Below are 19,522 nucleotides of genomic sequence, written 5' to 3'. Positions count from 1 at the left end.
CGGGAATAACCGTCGGTGTGCGACCATTGGAACTGTCGAACACCGACCCGAGACCTTCTGGAGAGTTCATGAGCGACGCATGCGGATGCGGCGGCCACGGCCACAGCCACGAGGCGCCCGCCACCACTGCCACCGGCACTGCGACTGGCACGGCGACCGCGAGCGCCCCTGTCATCACCGACCGGCGTGAGGACCAGATCAACCTCAGCCCGGTTGCCGCGACCAAGGTGAAGAGCCTCCTCGAGCAGGAGGGTCGCGACGACCTCCAGCTGCGCATCTCCGTGCAGCCCGGCGGCTGCAGCGGGCTGCGCTACCAGCTGTTCTTCGACGAGCGCACCCTCGACGGCGACGTCGTCAGCGACTTCGACGGCGTGTCCGTCGTCGTCGACCGGATGAGCGTCCCCTACCTCAACGGCGCGGTCATCGACTTCGTCGACACGATCGAGAAGCAGGGCTTCACGATCGACAACCCCAACGCGACGGGTTCCTGCGCCTGCGGCGACTCGTTCCACTGATCCACATGCACGAACGCCCCCTGCCGAGCCGGCAGGGGGCGTTCGTCGCGTCCGGGGTCAGTCGAGGTGCAGGTGCAGCGCGTTGGCCAGTCGCTGGGCGGCCTCGCTGATCTCGATCTCGCGCTTGGGCACCTCGCGCGGGAAGTCGTCGTAGTGGATGCTCGGGGCGGGCGCCACCGCCTTGCGGGCGGCGTCGCTCATCCGGGCGGCCATCCGGTCGCGGGCGGCCGCAGCGCCGGCGGACATCTCTGCGGGCGTGGCGAGCTCCTCGTAGGGCGTCATGTCTTCGACGCTATGCGTTACTTCCGGGTAGACCCATCTCTACTTGCGGGTAGTGTTCCGCGTCGTGACTGACGCTCCCGGAGCCCTGCTGATCGCGGGCTCGATCGCCACCGACCACCTGATGACCTTCGACGGGCAGTTCAGCGACTCCCTCGTCGTCGACCAGCTCGACAAGCTCTCGGTGAGCTTCCTGGTCCACGACCTCGAGGTCCGCCGTGGTGGCTGCGCGGGCAACATCTCCTTCGGGCTGGGTCAGCTCGGCCTGCACCCGGTCCTGGTCGGCGCCGTCGGCGAGGACTTCGCCGACTACCGCGCCTGGCTGGAGCGGCACGGCGTCGACTGCGCCCACATCCACGTGTCGCCCACCCGGCACACCGCGCGCTTCGTCTGCACCAACGACTCGACCATGGCCCAGATCGCGTCCTTCTACCCGGGCGCGATGAGCGAGGCGCGCGAGATCGAGCTCAAGCCGATCGTCGACGTGGTCGGGGACCCCGCCTACGTGCTGATCGGCCCGGACGACCCCGAGGGCATGCTCCGGCACACCGACGAGTGCCGCAGCCGCGGCTACCGCTTCGTGGCCGACCCGTCCCAGCAGCTCGCGTTCGGCGACGGAGACCTGATCCGCCAGTTGATCGACGGGGCCGACATCCTCGTGACCAACGAGTACGAGACGCACGTCATCGAGAAGAAGACCGGGTGGGGGACCGACGACGTCCAGGACCGGGTCCGGCTCCAGGTCACCACCCTGGGCGCCGACGGCGTCCGCATCTGCGGCCGCGACCAGGAGCTGATCGAGGTGCCAGCTGCCAAGAACGTGACGCCGGTCGAGCCGACCGGCGTCGGCGACGCGTTCCGCGCCGGGTTCCTCGCCGCCCTCGGCTGGCAGCTCTCGCTCGAGCGCGCGGCGCAGGTCGGGTGCGTGCTGGCGGCGTACGTCGTCGAGACCGTGGGCCCGCAGGAGTACTCCTTCACGCCGGAGCAGTTCGTCGGCCGCGTCCGCGAGTCGTACGGCGACGCCGCCGCCGACGAGGTCGGGGCCTTCGTCAGCTGACCCGCCGTACGACGTAGCGCGGCGCGCCGTCGTCGGCGAGCTCCTCGCCGACGTACTCCTGCCCGCGCATCCGGCACCACGCCGGCACGTCGTAGCGCGCGGCGGGGTCGCGGGCGACCACGGCGAACGTCTCGCCGACGGCGACCGACGGCAGCGCCCGGGCCAGCTCGATCACCGGGCGCGGGCAGGGGAGGTCGCGGCAGTCGAGCTCAAGCACCGATGCTCCCGCGGATCTGGGTGACCGCGTCGACCAGGGCGGCGCAGAACCCGTCGACCTCGGCGTCGTCGGAGTCGCGGCGCAGCGAGACGCGCACGTTGCCGTGGGTCAGCGCGCCCATCGCGGCGAGGACGTGGCTCGGCTCCAGCGTCGAGGCGGTGCAGGCCGAGCCGCTGGCCACGCCGTACCCGCGGCGGTCCAGGGCGGCGACCAGCTCGTCACCGGCGACGTAGAGGCAGGAGAACGTCACCAGGTGGGGGAGCCGTTCGTCCGGGTCGCCGACCACCTCGGTGTCGGGCAGGCCGGCGGCGACGGCCCGGATCCGCTCCGTCAGCGCCCGTTGCCGCGCGGCCACCTCGTCGCGCTCGGCGAGCACGGCCTGCAGGGCAGCGGCCGCGCCCAGCGCGGCCGGCACGTTGGCATTGCCGCCCAGGTTGTCGAGGCCGTCGTCGCCCGGGAACGGGTTCGTCCAGCGCGTGCCACGGCGGACGGCGAGGATCCCGACGCCGGCGGGTCCGCCGAACTTGTGCGCGGAGCCGGCGAGTGCCGACCACTGCTCCGGCAGGGGCATCCGCCCGAGCGAAGCCGCGGCGTCGACGAACAGAGGGACGCCGGCCGGCAGATCGACCACGTCGACCGGCTGCACGGTGCCGACCTCCTGGTTGGCCGCCTGGAGCGCCACCGCTGCGACGTGCTCGCCGCGGGCGGCCGCGGAGAGCGCTTCAGGCGCGACCCGGCCCGCGGCGTCGACCGGGACGGAGACGTGGGCGGGGGAGTCGCGCCAGCCCACCGCGTGCAGCACCGAGGAGTGCTCGACGGCCGAGTGGACGATGCCGGAGCGACCCGAGCCCGACCGGGCGGAAACGAGGCCGAGCAGACCTCGATGGACGGCGTCGGAGCCGGACGCGGCGAACCCGACCTCGTCCGAACGCACCCCGAGGCACTCGGCCACCACGGCGCGGGCGTTGTCGAGGAGGAGCCGGGCGTCGCGGGCCGTGCGGTGCAGCCGCCGCGGGTCGCCGTACCCCCGGTCGAGCGCCGCCGTCAGCGCTGCCCGCGCCGCGGGGTGCAGCGGCTCGGCCGAGGCGGTGTCGAGGTAGCCGGAAGCGCCGCCCACAGGGGGTTCCGTGCTGCCGCCGGGGGTACTGGTCACCCCTGGAATCTATCCGGCGTCTGAATGCAGACCCCGCGGCGAACCGCCGGTCCGATTCCGCTAGGGTTCGTGATGATCTGACCCTCGAGAGGAAGGCTCGTTCGTGGGCTTGTGGCACCCCGAGCGCACGCGAGGAGCCCGGCGATTCCGCCGGCCGGCCTCGCTCGCCGGATTCGTCGTACTCGCTCTCGCCCTCGCGGGCTGCTCCAAGGAGTCCGAGGCGGGCCGTCTCGGCATGCCGGAGATCGTCACCGAGCAGGGCGACGGCATCCTCGAGCTCTGGCAGGGGGCGTGGATCGCCGCGCTCGTGACCGGCGTCGTGGTCTGGGCTCTCATCCTGTGGCCGGTGTTCTACTTCCGCCGCCGCAACGACGACGAGATCCCGGTCCAGACCCGCTACAACCTGCCGGTCGAGATCTTCTACACGGTCTTCCCGATCGTGATGGTCGTCGTCTTCTTCTCCCACACCGTGCGCGTCCAGAACGACGCCCTCGAGATGGTTGCCGAGCCCGACGTGTGCGTGACCGTGGTCGGACAGAAGTGGACCTGGACGTTCAACCACCACCTCGACGCGGCCGACTGTGCTGGCGACGAGGACACCCAGCAGGGCGAGGTCGGCTACGTCACCGGTGACTTCAACAGCGAGGAGGGCAACCGGCCCACCCTCTACCTCCCGGTCGGCCAGACCATCGAGTTCGACCTCTACAGCCCCGACGTCATCCACGACTTCGGCATCCCGGCGTTCGCCATGCGCATGGACGTGGTGCCCGGCTACGACAACGGCTTCCAGGTCACGCCGACCGAGACCGGCGGCCCCTACAAGGGCTACTGCTACGAGCTGTGCGGCGCCTACCACTCCCGGATGCTGTTCCAGGTCGAGGTCGTCAGCCAGGACGAGTACGAGCAGTACGTCGCCGACCTGGCCGCGGACCCCGACCACCACGCCGACGAGCCGGTGACCGGCGGGGCGTACGCCGACGAGGCCTACCTGAACCCCGAGACCGAGGGAGAGCACGAGTGACCGCGACCGCAGCGCGCTCGGCCGAGCTGACCGAGCGCAAGCCCCTGGGCCAGCAGCTGGTCCGGGTGCTGACGACCACCGACCACAAGGTCATCGGCAACCTCTACTTCATCACGGCGCTGGCGTGGTTCATGGCCGGCGGCATCATGGCGCTGCTCATCCGCTCCGAGCTCGCCTACCCCGGGAGCCAGGTCGTCAACGAGGAGCTCTACAACCAGCTCTTCACGATGCACGGCACGATCATGCTGCTGCTGTTCGCGACGCCGCTGTTCTTCGCCTTCGGCAACGCGATCATGCCGCTCCAGATCGGTGCGCCCGACGTCGCGTTCCCGCGGCTCAACATGTTCAGCTACTGGCTGTACCTCCTCGGCGGCCTGATCGCCGCGGCGGGCTTCCTGACCCCGCAGGGCGCGGCGTCGTTCGGCTGGTTCGCCTACACGCCGCTCTCCGACTCGGTCAACAGTCCCGGCGTCGGCGGCGACCTGTGGATCATGGGTCTCTGGATGGCCGGTCTCGGCACCATCCTCGGCGCGGTCAACTTCATCACCACGATCATCTGCATGCGCGCGCCCGGCATGACGATGTTCCGGATGTCGATCTTCGTCTGGACCGTGCTGATCACCAGCCTGCTGGTCCTGATCGCGTTCCCGATCCTCGCCGGCGCGCTGCTCTCGCTCGAGGCCGATCGACAGATCGGGGCCCACGTCTTCGACCCATCCCATGGTGGGGCGATCCTGTGGCAGCACCTGTTCTGGTTCTTCGGGCATCCCGAGGTCTACATCATCGCGCTGCCGTTCTTCGGCATCATCTCCGAGATCCTCCCCGTGTTCAGCCGCAAGCCGATCTTCGGCTACGTCGGCCTGGTCGCCGCGACCATGGGCATCGCGATCCTGTCCGTGGCGGTGTGGGCCCACCACATGTTCGTCACCGGCGCGGTCAACCTGCCGTTCTTCTCGGGCATGACATTCCTCATCGCCGTGCCGACAGGCGTGAAGTTCTTCAACTGGATCGGCACCATGTGGGGCGGATCCGTGCGCATGGACACACCCATGCTCTGGTCGGTCGGCTTCCTCACGACGTTCCTCTTCGGCGGCCTGACCGGCATCATCCTGGCCAGCCCGCCGCTTGACTTCCACGTGTCCGACTCCTACTTCGTGGTGGCGCACTTCCACTACACGGTGTTCGGCACGGTCGTGTTCGCGATGTTCGCGGGCTTCTACTTCTGGTGGCCGAAGCTCACCGGCCGGATGCTCGACGAGCGGCTCGGCAAGATCCACTTCTGGCTGCTGTTCATCGGCTTCCACACCACGTTCCTCGTGCAGCACTGGCTGGGCGTGGAGGGCATGCCGCGGCGCTACGCCGACTACCTGCCGGGCGACGGGTTCACCACGCTCAACCAGGTGTCGACCATCGGCGCGTTCATCCTCGCGTCCTCGATGCTGCCGTTCTTCTACAACGTCTACATCACCCGCAAGTCGCCGCTGGTCAACACCGACGACCCGTGGGGCTGGGGCCGCTCCCTGGAGTGGGCGACCAGCTCGCCGCCGCCGCGCCACAACTTCACGTCGCTGCCGCGGATCCGCTCCGAGTCGCCGGCCTTCGACCTGCACCACCCCGAGGTCGCTGCCATCGAGCTCGACGCCAACCCGGCGGAGAAGGGGGACCGGCTCGCCGACATCCCTGACACCGAGGGGCGTGCCGAGCACGTCGCGGAGATGAACGAGAAGAAGGACGGCGACGCCTGATGAAGATCGAGGCCTGGCTCTTCGGGATCACCACCGTCTTCCTGGTGCTGGTGACCCCTGCCTACTGGTTCATCACCGACGCGGGCGAGACCGGCGCCGACTGGACCGGCACCTCCGCCCTGGTCATGACCACGCTGCTCGCGGCGATGGTCACCCTCTACCTCGGCTTCCACGCCAACCGCATGGACGCCCGGCCGGAGGACCTCAAGGAGGCCGAGATCGCCGACGGCGCCGGCGAGCTGGGGTTCTTCCCGCCGTACTCCTGGTGGCCGATGTGGTGCGCGCTGTGCCTCTCGACGATCGTCCTCGCGCTGTCGTTCACGGCGTGGTGGCTGGCGATCATCGGCGGCGTGCTCGGCACGATCGCGCTGTCCGGTTGGATCTTCGAGTACTACCGCGGAGAGCACGCGCACTGAGCGCCGTATGTGACTAGACGCACATCACGCGCCCCGGGTTGCACCCGGGGCGCGTGATGTTTCTCTACGGCCGGGGATCCGTCGGGATGGGGGTCCGGCGGTTATCCTCGAAACGCGTCGCCACCCGGTCCGGTCTCCCCACGGCCCGACCGCGGTCCCAGAGGCGGCGTGCGCCGTACGCCATCGAGAGAGACGCACTTCGCCATGCTGCCTGTTCCCAAGCTGTTCCGACGCGCCCCGCTCGCCGCGGGGGTCGTCGTCGTGACCGTGTCCGCGCTGGCCCTGTCGGGCTGTGAGGCAGCGCAGGACGCCGCCGAGAACATCCCCGGTGTCGGGGCCTCCGACGACGAGACCACCGCCGTCGCCGAGACCACGCCTGTGCAGCTGAAGGCCAACGTCAAGCGGGGCGCCACCGACGTCCCGGTCTCGACGCTCGTCGAGGTCACCGCGGCGCACGGCGAGCTCGACAAGGTGACCGTGACCGGCGGTGGCGCCAAGCTGCCCGGCGAGATCTCCGCCAACGGCGCTTCCTGGACCGCGACCGAGCGGCTCGAGCCCGGCGTCACCTACTCCGTGAAGGCCACCGGCACCGGCGAGGACGGCGAGAGCGCGCGGTGGACCTCGGAGTTCACCAGCCAGGCGCTGACGCTGGACCAGCAGACCTACCCCTCGGTCGCGCCGCTCGACGGCGAGACCGTCGGAGTCGGCATGCCGGTGGTCGTCACGTTCGACCTGCCGGTGACCGACAAGAAGACGATCGAGCGCAACCTGCACGTCGAGACCACTCCGGCGCAGGAGGGCACCTGGCACTGGGTGACCGACAACGAGGTGCACTACCGGCCGAAGAAGTACTGGCAGGCGGGCACCGAGGTCAGCGTCGACGTCGACATCAACGGCGTTCCCGCCGGCGGCGGCCTCTACGGCCAGGAGGACCGGCAGATCGACTTCACAGTCGGCGACGCGCACATCTACAAGGTCAACGCGCAGACCCACCAGATGGAGGTCTTCTCCAACGGCAAGCTGCTGCGGACCATCCCGATCACGACCGGCAAGGAAGGGTTCACGACCCGCTCCGGCGTCAAGGTCATCATCGAGAAGTTCGACGTGAAGCGGATGAACTCCGAGACCGTCGGCATCCCGCAGGGCTCCGCGGAGGCCTACGACATCGACGACGTGCAGTGGGCGATGCGCCTCACCTACTCCGGTGAGTTCATCCACGCCGCGCCGTGGTCGGTCGGCTCGCAGGGCTACGCCAACGTCTCCCACGGCTGCACCGGCATGAGCACCGAGAACGCCGGCTGGCTCTACGACATGACCCTGCGGGGCGACGTCGTCGAGTACGTCGGCACCGACCGGCCGATGGAGCCCTACAACGGGTACGGCGACTGGAACATCGACTACGCCGACTACCGCGCGGGCTCGGCGCTCGACTGACCGTCGGTCAGCTCGCGCAGTCGTCGAGGCGGCGCACCTCGATCTCGGGGCCGGGTCGCACGAACGCTGGCGGGTACCAGTTGAAGCTGAGGTCGTAGGAGAAGGCCGGGCCCTCCCAGCCCTCGCGGTAGGGCGAGAACCTGGCCGCGACGCTGCTCTCGGCCTCGAGTCGGTCGTAGTACGCGACCGCGTCGTCGACGGCGGCGGCGAGCCCACGGTCGCGCTGGTGACTGTTCACCATCACCCAGCAGTAGCCGCCCGCGCGGTAGTCGTCGACCAGCTCCGGCCCGAGCGAGGTCTCGTAGAGCTGGTACGGCGGGCGGACCGGATAGCGGTCGAACCCCGCCGCCGCCGGCAGGTAAGAGCCCGGCACGGACGGCTCCACCACGATCCGACGGGCGCCGGTCACGTGGGTGGTGATCCATTCCCGCGCCTGGGTGCGGGTGTCGGTGCGAGTCAGGACCGCGTCGCTGCGGACGGCGTCGACGACGGGCTGCCCGAGTGCGATGACCGTGACGACCGGGATCGCCAGGAGGGCGGCCCGCTTCGACGTGCGCTCGCGCCACCACGTCATCACGCGGGCTGCGCCGTACCCCGCGAGCACGGCGAGGGCCGGGTAGGCGGGCAGGAACCAGCGCGCGAAGAAGCGGTCCTGCGAGCTCATGTAGACGTAGAGCACCAGGGGGAACAGGAGCAGCAGGGCCGCCCGCGCCGGGTGGCGACGCACGGCGACGACGGCGCCGATGACGGCAAGTGCCAACGGCGCGACGCCGAACGCCCATGGCAGCGTCGCCGGGTAGTAGGTCCAGCCGCCGGCGTCCTGGCCGAGCTTCGCGGTGGCGGCGAGGGAGGACTGACCGGTGAGCTGCTCCCGCGCGGTCGCGAAGTCGAGGACCAGGTACGGGTTGACCAACAGCAGCACGCCCACACACGCCGCGCCAGCGCCCACGAGGAGCAGGAGGGCACGCTGCGGCCGCTCGTCGCGGCGGACCACGCGGAGGACGACCGCGAGCGCGACGACAAGGGCCATCGGGGCGGCGAGGTACTTCGTCGCCCCGGCGAGTCCCACGGCTGCGCCGGCCAGGACGTAGGTCCACCAGCGGCCGCTGTCGAGGATCAGCAGGCAACCCACGAGCGCGACTGTGAGGGGGACGAGCGTGGGGACGTCGTTGACGGCTTGGTGGCTGTAGAACACGGGGAGGAACGCGAAGGTGACGAACGCAGCCGCGAACAGGCCACTGGCCTCGTCGAAGAAGCGCCTGCCCGCCCAGAAAACCAGCGGAACCAGCGCGGTCCCGAGCACGGCAACGACGGCGCGGGCCACGGTGAACGCGGGGGCGGGGTCGGCATCGAAGCCGGAGACGAGGTCCCCGGACCAGCCCGCGTCGACGACGACGAACACCGCTGCTAGCAGGTAGGTGAGCGCCGACGGGTTGTCGTAGTAGCCGGGCTCGAGGTCCCCGCCCGCCGCGTCGATCGCGCGCGGGACGAAGTGCAGGCCCTCGTCGGGGTTGTAGGCGAACGGCAGGCCGTGGCGGAGCCCGACCAGCCGAAGCACCAGCGCGGCCACGACCAGGCCGAGCAGGAGCAGCGTTGCCCGGCGGGAGGCACCGGTCGGAACAGGTGTCATCAATCGGTGAGCACCGGCGCCGCGCGCCGCACAGGCATCGCAGACCCGGGGCGTACGGCGACCGCGCGTCGCGCGAACGCCACCACGACGAGGACCCCGGCCGCTGCCGCAAGCCCGAGGAGCGCCCCGGGCAGGATGCCGCCGACCGGGTGCGGCGCGTCGGGGTAGAAGACGTGCCGGAGCTGCATCCAGGTCAGCCCGATCACGAGCCACACCAGCAGTAGCACCGACCAGGCCGTCGCCAGCTGCCAATCGCGCCGGAGCGGGTCGTCGGTCCGCCACCAGCGGCCGACGGCGAGCATGCCGAGCGCTGCCGCAGTGGCGAGCAGCGGCGCCAGCGGCATGAAGTACCGGTCGTGATGGCCGCCTCCGGCGAGGAGGAACGGCACGATGTTGGCGATCGTCGCCGCGGCGTGCAGCCCCAGGAGGACCCACACCGGATCGAGCCGGAGCGACCCCCGTCGCCAGGCGGCCACGGCGACGGTCGGGGCGAGCAGCACGAGCGCGACGAGCAGTGGCCACGTGGTCTGCACGCCTTCGACCAGGCTTGGGATGCCGGGGACGTCACTGAGCCCCCGCACCGGCTGCCGCTCGAACTTCTCCAGCAGGGCGCTCTGGCCGGTGAGGTCGCCGTACAGGCTCAGGTTGCGCAGGTAGAACCAACCGGTCGCCAGGGCCGGGACTCCGCCAGTGACGGCGCTGGCGACGATCGCGGTGCGCCAGCCCTCGCGGCGCCACAGGACGACAAGCAGGACGACCGTCGTGATCGCGACGAGGACGACGCCGGGCGCGCGGGTGCCCGCCGAGCACACGCCGGCGGCGGCCAGCACGACGAGCCGGGCCGGGGTGACGCGGTCCCGGAGGATACGGATGGCCATCCAGATGCCGAGGAGGGCGGCCGTGGAGCTGAAGCCGTCGTTCAGGAGGAACCCGGCCCGCATCGCGAGCGTAGGGGTCACCGCGGCAACGGCCGCGAGAGCCGGCACCGCCGGCCGGTTGGGCACCAGTTCGCGGGCGATCACGGCGACGAGCAGCACCCAGAGGGCGAAGCCGATCGTGTTGACCAGACGCATCGCGATGAACATGGACCCGGGGTCGCCGTCGGCCGCCCACCAGAGCGGCACCAGCATCAGGTGGTAGAGCGGCGGGTGGTTGGCCGTCCAGATCTGGTCATGCGCGGCGTCCCACCCGTCGACGCGGTCCGCGAACGCGCCGAACTGCTCAGGGTCACCGACGATCGGCGAGTCGATCGTCGGCAGGTCGCCGTCGGCGAGCGCGGCGATGTAGCCCAGGTGCGGCGGCTCGTCGTTGGACCACGTCGGGATCGTCGCGCTGCACGCGACCTGGGCGCCGACGCCGAGAACGACAAGGGCCATCAGGACAGGCACGGCCAGTGGATGCGCGATCCAGCGCCGGAACCGCGAGGACTCGGCGGGATGGTGGGGATTCTGCGTCAGCACGATGCGCTCCTCGCATGCTTCTCGTCGGCACGGGCGGGCTCGGTTGCGCGGCTGGTGGCCGCCGCCGCAGCAGCAGCGAGGAAGTCGGCGACGGTGTGGACGACGCGTGCCAGGAGTGCGGCCGCGGCGGCGGGCGCCGTGCCGACGGCCGGGCCGAGCAGGGCGATCAGCACGCCCTCGCGCGCGCCGAGACCGGCGGGGGCGAACACCAGGAGGACCCCGGCGGCGTGGCTGAGCGCGAACGCGCCGACGACGGCAGCAGGGTCCACGGTGGAGGGCAGCAGCACGACCAGCGCGGCGCCGTACGCCGTCCAGGTGCCGAGCATCAGCGCGACGGCGACGGCCAGGTCGCGGGCCGTGTAGGTCTCGTGACGGCCGTTGCCGGCCTCCTCGACCAACGGGCGCCCGGCGATCCGCGAGCCGAGCGGCCGGACGATGGGCGGCAGCAGCGCGGCGACACCGGCGACGGCGGCCAGGGCCCACAGCCAGCGCGGGAGGTCGGTGTCGAGCACACCGGCAGCAGCCAGCGCGGAGCCGAGCGTCACCCCCGAGAAGGTGTGCAGCAGCAGGAAGACCGAGGACGCCGCCACGCTCGACCGGGCGGGCACGCGGTGGCGCCGGCCGAGCTGGGCCTGGGCGGCGAAGCTCCAGACCGAGCCGGGGATGTACTTGCCCAGCTGTCCGACGAAGAAGATCGCCGCCGCGTCGCGCTGCGGCACAGACGACCCGAGCCTGGACAGCAGGTGCCGCCAGAGCACGGCGGTGAGCAGCAGCCCGGCCAGCGCCACGGCGACCGCGAGCAGCAGCTCGCCCGGGCCGGTGGTGGCGATCGCGTCGCCGATCTCGTCCCAGCGGCCGCGGAACCCCCACCACGCGAACGCGACCGTCAGTACGACGAATGCGGCCCGTGCGAGCAGCAGGGGGCGTGCCCGGGTCACGCCGTCGGGGCGGGGCGCAGGAGGGCGGTGCGCGTCGGGTAGGGGAGGGCCGGCGTGAGGCCCCGCGTCATCACGACCTCCACGCGGGGTCCCAGGGTGTCGATCGCGTCGACGTAGCGCTGCCGGTCGACGTTGTCGAACACGATCAGGCCGTCGGGGCGTATCCGGTCGACGGCCCGTGCGAGACAGGCCTCGCGGGCGCGGCCGTCGATGACGATCAGGTCGAAGTCGCCGGGCACCGCGTCGATCGCGGCGACGTACTCGGCGAACTCGAGCCCGGCGTGGCCCGGCTTGGCCGAGCCGACGGCGGGAGCCGCCGACTCGGTGGGCTCGACCACGGTCAGGATGACGTTGTCGGGCAGGCGTGGCGCGAGCTCGGCGGCCCAGCCGGCGTGGTGCTCGACGGAGCGCACGGAGCCGGCGCGGGCGGCGAGCCACAGCGTCGATGCGCCGGAGCCCCACTCGAAGACGCGCGCGTCCGGCCGCTGCTCCAGGAACGCCGTCACCCGGTCGGCGGAGTCGAACGTCCACCACGGAACGTCGAGCCGGGCGAGCTGCTCGACGTCGTAGATCGCGAAGAGCGACCGCAGCCACGCGGCGACCCGGCTGCGCGGGGCGAGGCGGTCGAGGAGCGTCATCACCCCGGCCCTGCGGAGCAGGTCGGCGAGTGCACGGACGAAGGTGATGTAGATCTTCTTCACAGCAGGCTCGCGGGGTAGTGGGGAGCGTCGAAGCGGGCGCGCTTCGTGTGCTCGAGGTTGACCTCGATGAGGGAGCGGTTGGTGCGGATCAGGTCGGAGACGATGCCGAGCATCACCGACAGCGCGGCCATCATGATGAGGGCGGTCCCCAGCAGCAGCGACTGGAGGTGACCGCCGCCCTCGCCCTGGTACTCCAGCCACGCGTACCGCGCGAAGGGGATCAGGCCGAGCACGCCGAAGACCGCCGCGAGCCAGCCGAAGATGACGTAGGGGCGGTACATGATGAACGCGCGGGTGATCGCAAGGCCGGACCGGAAGACGTGCTGGCGGGTGTTCTTGAACAGCCGCGACTCGCGGGTCTTGGCGTTGGTGACGACGGGGACGCTCGCGATGGCCATCCGCTTGTTGCCCGCCTGGATGATCGTCTCCATGCAGTAGGAGAAGCGGGTCACGGTGTTGAGCCGCATCAGGCTCTCGCGCGAGTAGGCGCGGAAGCCGCTCGCCGCGTCGGGGAGCTCGGTGCCCGCCGCCTTGTTGACGACGTGGCTGCCGAGGCGCTGGAGCCTCTTCTTCGTGGGCGAGAAGTGCTCGATCAGCTGCGTCTGCCGGTCCGCGATGACGATGTCCGCCTCGCCGCGCACGATCGGCTGCACCAGGTCGGCGATCCGCTCCTGCGGGTACTGGTTGTCGCCGTCGGTGTTGACCACGATGTCCGCGCCGATCGACAGCGCATAGCTGACGCCGTCGGTGAACGACTTCGCCAGGCCCATGTTGCGGCGGTGGTGCACGAAGTCGGTGACGCCGTGCGCCCGGGCGACCTCGACCGTGCGGTCCGTCGAGCCGTCGTCGATGACCACGACCACGATCTCGTCGATGCCGGGGATGGACCTCGGGATCGACCCGAGCACGAGGGGGAGCGTCTCCTCCTCGTTGAGGCAGGGGACCTGCACGACGAGCTTCACACGGGCCTCACTGGTCGGTGGACAGTCGGTGGACAGGCACTGGCCTGATCCTGTGCAGGTTCGTTCGCGGCGCGGTCCGGGCATCGACCTCGGCGGTACGTGTCGGTGTACGCCAGGAGAACTCCCGGTTGGGCGGGTACGCCGGTGGCGGGCTGGCGTCCCGGAAGGCACAGAATGGCGCGCATGTCCGGCTGGAGGCTCCCGCTCGCGCTGTTCGCGGTCGTCGCGACGACCTATCTCGCGACGATCAGCGCCGACCCGAGCCCGGACGTCTACTCGGCAGACTTCGCGGCCGCGCACATCGCCCGCACGGGCGACCCGGTGCCGGATATCTCGGAGTTCCCGGCGTTGGACGACAACATCATCCGGGAGACCTGGATCGTCGAGACCGCCGACGGCCGGGAGGCGATCGGCCGCGCGCCCGGCGTGATCGCGGCGTCGGTGCCCGCCTACTTCGTGATGCGGCCCGACGGCCTGAGCGCGATCCCCGGTGGTGTCACGGCCGCGCTCCTGACTGCGGGCTCGGTGACCCTGCTGTTCCTCACGCTGCGGCGGCGTGCCGGCACCAGGCTGGCGCTCGTGGCCGCGGGGCTGCTCGGACTCGGCACGCCGATGTGGAGCGTCGCCGCGGACGGGATGTGGCCGCACACGCTGACGGCGTTCGGGATCGTCGGGATGGCGTGGGCGGCCTCGCGCGACGACGACGCCTGGTGGCAGTGGTGGGTGGTCGGCCTGTTCGGAGGAGTCGTCCTGTGGGGGCGGCTGCACGCGGCCCTGATCTGCGCGGTGGTCGGCGTCGGCGTGGCACTGGCCCGACGCCGGCCAGCGGTCGCCGTACGCGTGGGGCTCGCGAGCGGGGCGATGCTGGGGCTGATGTCGGTGTGGACGCGGTGGATGTACGGGAGCTGGGACCCGTCGTCGGGGTATCGGTCGGGCGACTTCACCGGCGGCGTGGCCGACCGGCTGACGGACTGGGTGAACTTCTCCGGCTTCTGGGTCGCCCCCGACCGCGGGCTCCTGATCTGGACGCCGGTCCTGCTGGTGATGGCCGTGCCGCTGGCGCGTGCCTGGCGCGGACTGCCCGACTGGAGCCGCGCGCTCCTGGTCGGCGGGGTGCTCTACCTGCTGGCGCAGGGCCTGCTGGTGCGTTTCAGCGGCGGTGACGCGTTCTACGGCTACCGCACCAGCCTCGAGCTCGTCGTCTGCGCGACGCCGGCGCTCGCCCTGTCGGCGGGGGAGATGCGCCGTGTCGCCCGCGCCCTGTTCGTGCCCGCGGCCCTGCTCCAGCTGGCTCTGATCGCTCCGGGCGCCATCACCGACAACCTGGGCCTGCCCGTCGCCGAGGTCTGGCACGAGAACGCCTTCGTAGGAGGCGCGCTGCACCGGCCGGTGGTGACGCTGGTGCCAGCAGGAGCGGTGCTGCTCCTGGGACTCATGATGCTCGTCGTCGATCGCCGAGTCGGCAGAAGTTTGCCGTCAGCGCCCGCCGAGTCGGCAGAAGTTCGCTCGCCCGGGTTGCCGTGACGGTTGCGGTCCACGGCCGGGCTCGCAAACTTCTGCCGACTCGGCTACCTGGTCTCGTTTGCTTCGCTGCGCTCGCCCAGCTGGGCCTCCGTGGTGCCCGTCAGAGGCGTTTGACGCTGTCGCCCGGCCGGACCGTGCCGGGCTCGACGACGCGGGCGTTGAAGCCACGCAGGCGTAGCGCCTTGCCCTCGGGAGAGTTGACGAACCGCTCCGCGTCCTCGCCGAAGCGGCGGGTGAACTTGGCGCACCCGTTGTGCGGCTTGGCGGTCACCTCGATCACAGCGGTGGCGCCGATCGCGAGTCGCGTGCCGGTCGGCAGGTTGCCCGTCGACAGGTCGAGGTCGAGGTAGAGCTGGTCGCCCGCGCCGGCCTGCCGCACCGGGTCGCCGAACGCGAGGAACGACGCCATCCGGGCGCTCATGACGTTCAGCTGCGCGTCGAGATGGCGTCCGGCCTCGATGGACCGGGAGGTGGCGCGGCTGAGCCAGCTGTCGCCGATCAGCCCGTCGGCCAGAGTGAGCTCACCCTCCTCGAGCACCTCGCGGGTGCCGGGGCCGGGCCGCCGTACGACGAGCTCGAGCGTGCCGGTGTCGCGCGGGGCGGAGCGGAGCACGTCGAGGTAGTCGGTCAGCTCGGCGTAGGTCCGCTGGGGGAGGTGCTGTGCCACGGGCACATCCTGCCGGGGAAGGCCGACGGCCCGCCTCCCATTTCGGGAGGCGGGCCGTCGTCGCGCCTGGACTCAGTGGTCGTCGGACGGGCCGTGCTTGTTGGGGCCGGCCGCGATCTGGGCCTCCAGCTCGTGGAGCTCGTGCTCGGAGTGGTGCTCCGCCTCGTGCAGCTCCTCCGCCGTCGGCTTCTGCACGTTGTCGGCGAAGAACGCCTTCTGCAGGACGGCCTTGGCCTTGCGGAGGGCGTAGCCCTTCTCCTTCACGCCGTCGGCGTCGTTCTTGTACGCCGGGCCCGGCTCCGGGTCGCGGTCGCGCGCGGTGAGGACGTAGGCCTTCTCAGGCGCGATCGGGAGGTGCTTCTCGGCGTACGCACCGTCGGGCGAGCGCACGATGACACCGGTCTCGTAGCCGTGCAAGAGCCGCTCGTTGTCGGCGCGCTGGAGCGAGATGCACCAGCGCCGCGTGATGATGAACGCGATGATCGGCCCGATGAACACCGCTCCCCGCAGGAAGTAGGTGATCTGGTTGATCGACAGGTCGAACTTGATCGCGATGATGTCGTTGCCTCCCGCGGCCCACGAGAGGCCGTAGAAGGTGATCAGCGCGGCCATGATCGCCGTACGCGTCGGGGCGTTGCGCGGCCGCTGGAGCAGGTGGTGCTCCCGCTTGTCGCCGGTGACCCACGACTCGATGAACGGCAGCGCGATGAGCACCATCAGCATGAGCGGCGGCATGATCAGGATCGGGATCATGACGTTCCAGGACAGGGTGACGCCCCAGATATGGGTCTCCAGCGGCGGGATGATCCGCAACAGGCCGTCGGGCCAGCCCATGTACCAGTCGGGCTGGGAGCCGGCGGTCACCTTCGACGGGTCGTAGGGCCCGTACTTCCAGACGTTGTTGATCGAGAACAGGCCGCCCAGCAACGTGATCACACCGAACACGATGAAGAAGAAGCCGCCCGCCTTCGCGGCGTACACCGGGAGCATCGGGTAGCCGACGACGTTCTCCTCGGTGCGGCCGGCGCCCGGCCACTGCGTGTGCTTGTGGTAGACGAGCAGCAGCATGTGGGCGGCGATCAGCGCGAGCAGCAGGCCCGGGATCAGCAGGATGTGGATGACGTAGAGCCGCGGGATGATCTGGTCGCCCGGGAACTCGCCGCCGAACAGGAAGAACGACATGTAGGTGCCGACGACCGGGCTGGCCTTCATGAAGCCGTCGGCCGCGCGGACGCCCGTGCCCGAGAGCAGGTCGTCGGGGAGCGAGTAGCCGGTGAAGCCCTCGATCGTGCCGAGCAGCAGCAACAGGCAGCCGATGACCCAGTTGAGCTCACGCGGCTTGCGGAACGCGCCCGTGAAGTAGACGCGGAGCAGGTGGATCATCATCGAGGCGATGAAGATCATCGCCGCCCAGTGGTGCATCTGCCGCATGAGCAGGCCGCCACGGACGTCGAAGGAGATCTCGAGGCTCGACGCGAAGGCCGACGACATGTGGACGCCCCGGAGCGGGTCGTAGCTGCCGTTGTACTGGACCTCGGTCATGCTCGGGTCGAACCACAGGGTCAGGAAGACGCCCGTGAGGAGCAGCACGACGAAGCTCCACAGCGCGATCTCGCCGAGCATGAACGACCAGTGGTCGGGGAAGACCTTGCGCAGGTTCTTCTTCATCATCGACCCGAGGCCGAGACGCTCGTCGGCCCAAGTGGCGACTGCTCCGGCAGCCTTGGTGCCCTTGCTCACGGTTGCAGGCTCCGTGCCGTTGGTGGAAGCGACCTTGCTGGTATCAACGCTCATAGTAGTCCCGCTCCCAGAAGCTCGGTCCGACCGGTTCATCGAAGTCGCTCTGCGCGACCAGGTAGCCCTCGGAGTCGACGGTGATCGGCAGCTGGGGGAGCGGCCGGCCCGCGGGACCGAAGACGACCTTGCCGGAGTCCGCCAGGTCGAAGGTCGACTGGTGGCACGGGCAGAGAAGGTGGTGGGTGGTGCGCTCGTTGAGCGAGATCGGGCAGCCGACGTGGGTGCAGATCTTCGAGTAGGCGACGATGCCGTCGACGTCCCAGTTGGCCCGGCTCTCGCCCTTGGCGTCCTTGCCGGGCTTGATGTCCTTGGGGTCCATCCGGAGCAGGATCAGCGACGCCTTGCTCTTGTGGATCTGCAGGTTGACGCCCTCGACCTCCTCGGGGTCGATGCCGTAGCGCTCGGGGTTCATGAGCGCGTCGGGCTGGCAGTTGACCAGGTCGCCGATCTCGAGGTCGGACACCGAGATCGGGGTCCAGATGCCGTCGCGGACGATCCGCATCGGCGCTTCCTCGGTGCCCTCGCCCCAGATGGTGTGGTAGAGCGCGTCGCCCGGCAGCGGGCCGAGGTCGCGCAGCAGCACGACGGCTGGCACGCCCAGCAGGGCGGCGGAGCCGAGCATCGAGTTGCGGATCAGCGAGCGGCGGCCGATGCCCGACTCCTCGAGCCCGGCCGACAGGGCGGCGAGGGTGCCCTCGCGCTCCTCGTCGGTGGACCGGGCCGGGTGCCGCATCTCGACGATCTCGTGGTCGCCCATGAGCTTGCGGGCCCAGTGGATGACGCCGATGCCGATGAAGAGGAGCGCGCCGCCGAGGGTGACGCCCAGGGCCACGGTCGAGGCGCCGAAGCCGCCGACGACGTGCCAGTTGTCGTCGATGTCGAACGCGAAGTAGGCGACGACGAACAGGATCGTGCAGATCGCGGAGAAGCCGAAGAAGCTGGCGACCTGGAGCTCGGCGCGCCGCTCGGCCTTCTTGTCGACGTCGGTCGGGCGCCAGGTGTGCTCCGGCAGGCCGGGGTTGGCGATGGGCTCCTGGGGGACCAGCTCGCCGCCGGTGCTCTGGTGCTCGTCGCCGCTGCTCTCGTGTGCGTCGCTCACGCCTCGACCTCGTCCTTCTTCTTGCTCGAGCGAGTGGTGTGGGCGCCGATCCAGACGGCGAACCCGACCAGGGCGCCGATGCCGACGATCCACGCGATGATGCCCTCGCTGACGGGGCCCAGGCTCCCGAGCGTGAGCCCGCCGTAGCTGGGCTGCTCGTCGAGGGTCTCGAGGTAGGCGATGACGGCCTTCTTGTCGTCGGGCGGGATGTTGCCGTCGGAGAAGGTGTCCATCGACTGCGGGCCGGTCAGCATGGCCTCGTAGATGTGCTTCGGGTCCACGCCGCGGATCTTGGGCGCGTAGCCGCCGCGCGGCATGGCGCCGCCGGAGCCCTCGAAGTTGTGGCAGGCGGTGCAGTTGGCGAGGAAGATCTGGCCACCGCGGGTGACGTACTCCTCGCGCTCGTCCTCGGGGATCGTGTCCGGGTCGTAGAGCTCCGCGTCCGGGATGCCCGGGCCCGTGCCGAGCGAGGCGACGAACGCGGAGAGCGCCTCGATCTCGGCGTCGCTGTAGACGACCTCCTTCCGGGGCACCTGCACGCCCGGCTGGGCCATCGGCATCCGGCCGGTGCCGACCTGGAAGTCGACCGCGGCGGCGCCGACGTCGGTCAGCGCGGGGCCGTACTGCGTGCCGTCCTGGGTGAGGACGCCCTCGCCGTTCTGGCCGTGGCAGAAGGCGCAACCCACGAGGAAGAGCTCGCGGCCCTCCGCGACGAGATCGGCGTTCTCGGCCTCGTTGTCAGCCTGGGCAGGTGCGAGCGCGGCGTACAGGCCGCCCGTCAGCAGCAGCCCCAGGAGCAGCACCAGCAGGCCTGCGAGCGGCCCGCGGCGGTGCCGCGAGAGTCGACCGGCGGAGCGGTTCAGGAGTCGCACATTCAGTCCTTGCTGTCCAGGGTTCGGGCAGTCAT

19 protein-coding genes are annotated in these 19,522 nt (G+C 70.6%); 7 read left to right on the top strand and 12 right to left on the bottom strand.

The features are described 5' to 3' along the window. The first annotated feature begins 68 nt into the window (after positions 1 to 68). The gene (gene erpA / locus HNR19_RS13470) at positions 69 to 515 is read left to right on the top strand and encodes an iron-sulfur cluster insertion protein ErpA (protein WP_246303512.1); all 447 of its coding nucleotides are present in this window, start codon (positions 69 to 71) and stop codon (positions 513 to 515) included. A gap of 57 nt (positions 516 to 572) precedes the next feature. Here erpA and HNR19_RS13465 read toward each other — a convergent pair whose 3' ends face one another. Further along, the gene (locus HNR19_RS13465; protein WP_179668392.1) at positions 573 to 797 is read right to left on the bottom strand and encodes a hypothetical protein; all 225 of its coding nucleotides are present in this window, start codon (positions 795 to 797) and stop codon (positions 573 to 575) included. A gap of 121 nt (positions 798 to 918) precedes the next feature. Between HNR19_RS13465 and HNR19_RS13460 the strand changes: the two genes are divergently transcribed. Continuing rightward, positions 919 to 1,851, top strand: a complete 933-nt coding sequence (locus tag HNR19_RS13460; RefSeq protein ID WP_179670260.1) for a carbohydrate kinase family protein — start codon at positions 919 to 921, stop codon at positions 1,849 to 1,851. On the opposite strand, the gene HNR19_RS13455 is transcribed toward HNR19_RS13460, so the two are convergent. Further along, positions 1,844 to 2,068 (bottom strand): sulfurtransferase TusA family protein, encoded by a 225-nt coding sequence (locus HNR19_RS13455; RefSeq protein WP_179668391.1) that lies wholly within the window; start codon positions 2,066 to 2,068, stop codon positions 1,844 to 1,846. The two genes, HNR19_RS13460 and HNR19_RS13455, sit on opposite strands and share 8 nt — an antisense overlap. Next, on the bottom strand, positions 2,061 to 3,221 hold the full coding sequence (locus tag HNR19_RS13450) for a cysteine desulfurase family protein (protein ID WP_343047180.1): 1,161 nt from the start codon (positions 3,219 to 3,221) through the stop codon (positions 2,061 to 2,063). The genes HNR19_RS13455 and HNR19_RS13450 overlap by 8 nt, the downstream gene beginning before the upstream one ends. Positions 3,222 to 3,324: 103 nt before the next feature. Between HNR19_RS13450 and ctaC the strand changes: the two genes are divergently transcribed. The 4 genes from ctaC to HNR19_RS13430 all read left to right on the top strand — a co-directional run bounded on the left by ctaC (position 3,325) and on the right by HNR19_RS13430 (position 7,837). Then, on the top strand, positions 3,325 to 4,242 hold the full coding sequence (gene ctaC / locus HNR19_RS13445; RefSeq protein ID WP_179668390.1) for an aa3-type cytochrome oxidase subunit II: 918 nt from the start codon (positions 3,325 to 3,327) through the stop codon (positions 4,240 to 4,242). Next, the gene (gene ctaD / locus HNR19_RS13440) at positions 4,239 to 5,987 is read left to right on the top strand and encodes an aa3-type cytochrome oxidase subunit I (RefSeq protein ID WP_179668389.1); all 1,749 of its coding nucleotides are present in this window, start codon (positions 4,239 to 4,241) and stop codon (positions 5,985 to 5,987) included. Before ctaC ends, ctaD begins: the two co-directional genes overlap by 4 nt. Beyond that, positions 5,987 to 6,403: a cytochrome c oxidase subunit 4 gene (locus HNR19_RS13435; RefSeq protein ID WP_179668388.1), complete on the top strand. Its 417-nt coding sequence runs from the start codon at positions 5,987 to 5,989 to the stop codon at positions 6,401 to 6,403. Before ctaD ends, HNR19_RS13435 begins: the two co-directional genes overlap by 1 nt. 204 nt (positions 6,404 to 6,607) lie before the next feature. Beyond that, positions 6,608 to 7,837: a L,D-transpeptidase gene (locus tag HNR19_RS13430; protein WP_179668387.1), complete on the top strand. Its 1,230-nt coding sequence runs from the start codon at positions 6,608 to 6,610 to the stop codon at positions 7,835 to 7,837. 7 nt (positions 7,838 to 7,844) lie between these two features. On the opposite strand, the gene HNR19_RS13425 is transcribed toward HNR19_RS13430, so the two are convergent. Genes HNR19_RS13425 through HNR19_RS13405 form a run of 5 tightly spaced genes read right to left on the bottom strand, consistent with a single transcriptional unit; the run spans position 7,845 to position 13,528 of the window. After that, positions 7,845 to 9,467, bottom strand: coding sequence for a glycosyltransferase family 39 protein (locus tag HNR19_RS13425; RefSeq protein ID WP_179668385.1), 1,623 nt, complete (start codon positions 9,465 to 9,467; stop codon positions 7,845 to 7,847). Next, on the bottom strand, positions 9,467 to 10,927 hold the full coding sequence (locus HNR19_RS13420) for a hypothetical protein (RefSeq protein WP_179668384.1): 1,461 nt from the start codon (positions 10,925 to 10,927) through the stop codon (positions 9,467 to 9,469). The genes HNR19_RS13425 and HNR19_RS13420 overlap by 1 nt, the downstream gene beginning before the upstream one ends. Further along, entirely contained in the window at positions 10,921 to 11,865 is a 945-nt protein-coding gene (locus HNR19_RS13415; protein ID WP_179668382.1) for a lysylphosphatidylglycerol synthase domain-containing protein, read from the bottom strand. Before HNR19_RS13415 ends, HNR19_RS13420 begins: the two co-directional genes overlap by 7 nt. Then, positions 11,862 to 12,566, bottom strand: a complete 705-nt coding sequence (locus HNR19_RS13410; RefSeq protein ID WP_218910248.1) for an O-methyltransferase — start codon at positions 12,564 to 12,566, stop codon at positions 11,862 to 11,864. Before HNR19_RS13410 ends, HNR19_RS13415 begins: the two co-directional genes overlap by 4 nt. Beyond that, entirely contained in the window at positions 12,563 to 13,528 is a 966-nt protein-coding gene (locus HNR19_RS13405; protein WP_179668381.1) for a glycosyltransferase, read from the bottom strand. Before HNR19_RS13405 ends, HNR19_RS13410 begins: the two co-directional genes overlap by 4 nt. A gap of 183 nt (positions 13,529 to 13,711) precedes the next feature. On the opposite strand from HNR19_RS13405, the gene HNR19_RS13400 reads away from it, so the two are divergent. Further along, a complete protein-coding gene (locus HNR19_RS13400; protein WP_179668380.1) occupies positions 13,712 to 15,052 on the top strand; it encodes a hypothetical protein in 1,341 nt (446 codons plus the stop codon). Positions 15,053 to 15,152: 100 nt separating this feature from the next. On the opposite strand, the gene HNR19_RS13395 is transcribed toward HNR19_RS13400, so the two are convergent. The 4 genes from HNR19_RS13395 to qcrC form a co-directional block, all read right to left on the bottom strand. Continuing rightward, entirely contained in the window at positions 15,153 to 15,719 is a 567-nt protein-coding gene (locus HNR19_RS13395; RefSeq protein ID WP_218910246.1) for an MOSC domain-containing protein, read from the bottom strand. Positions 15,720 to 15,791: 72 nt separating this feature from the next. Beyond that, complete coding sequence (qcrB, locus tag HNR19_RS13390) at positions 15,792 to 17,513, bottom strand: cytochrome bc1 complex cytochrome b subunit (protein WP_179668379.1); 1,722 nt, start codon at positions 17,511 to 17,513, stop codon at positions 15,792 to 15,794. Continuing rightward, positions 17,503 to 18,615 carry a cytochrome bc1 complex Rieske iron-sulfur subunit gene (gene qcrA / locus HNR19_RS13385; RefSeq protein WP_179668378.1) on the bottom strand — a complete coding sequence of 371 codons (1,113 nt, stop codon included), beginning with the start codon at positions 18,613 to 18,615 and terminating at the stop codon, positions 17,503 to 17,505. The genes qcrB and qcrA overlap by 11 nt, the downstream gene beginning before the upstream one ends. After that, entirely contained in the window at positions 18,612 to 19,487 is an 876-nt protein-coding gene (gene qcrC, locus HNR19_RS13380) for a cytochrome bc1 complex diheme cytochrome c subunit (protein WP_179668377.1), read from the bottom strand. The genes qcrA and qcrC overlap by 4 nt, the downstream gene beginning before the upstream one ends. Positions 19,488 to 19,522: the final 35 nt, after the last annotated feature.

Origin of the sequence: Nocardioides thalensis, assembly GCF_013410655.1 — a bacterium.
GTDB lineage: Bacteria > Actinomycetota > Actinomycetes > Propionibacteriales > Nocardioidaceae > Nocardioides > Nocardioides thalensis.
Note: the sequence above shows the minus strand (reverse complement) of the source record. Positions and strands in the feature narration are given on the sequence as shown.

Excerpts from the sequence above, each read along its gene's own strand:
- qcrB (WP_179668379.1), bottom strand. The coding sequence starts at position 17,513 with ATGAGCGTTGATACCAGCAAGGTCGCTTCCACCAACGGCACGGAGCCT.
- HNR19_RS13430 (WP_179668387.1), top strand. The coding sequence starts at position 6,608 with ATGCTGCCTGTTCCCAAGCTGTTCCGACGCGCCCCGCTCGCCGCGGGG.
- HNR19_RS13435 (WP_179668388.1), top strand. The coding sequence starts at position 5,987 with ATGAAGATCGAGGCCTGGCTCTTCGGGATCACCACCGTCTTCCTGGTG.
- erpA (WP_246303512.1), top strand. The coding sequence starts at position 69 with ATGAGCGACGCATGCGGATGCGGCGGCCACGGCCACAGCCACGAGGCG.
- HNR19_RS13460 (WP_179670260.1), top strand. The coding sequence starts at position 919 with ATGACCTTCGACGGGCAGTTCAGCGACTCCCTCGTCGTCGACCAGCTC.
- HNR19_RS13425 (WP_179668385.1), bottom strand. The coding sequence starts at position 9,467 with ATGACACCTGTTCCGACCGGTGCCTCCCGCCGGGCAACGCTGCTCCTG.
- HNR19_RS13400 (WP_179668380.1), top strand. The coding sequence starts at position 13,712 with ATGTCCGGCTGGAGGCTCCCGCTCGCGCTGTTCGCGGTCGTCGCGACG.
- HNR19_RS13465 (WP_179668392.1), bottom strand. The coding sequence starts at position 797 with ATGACGCCCTACGAGGAGCTCGCCACGCCCGCAGAGATGTCCGCCGGC.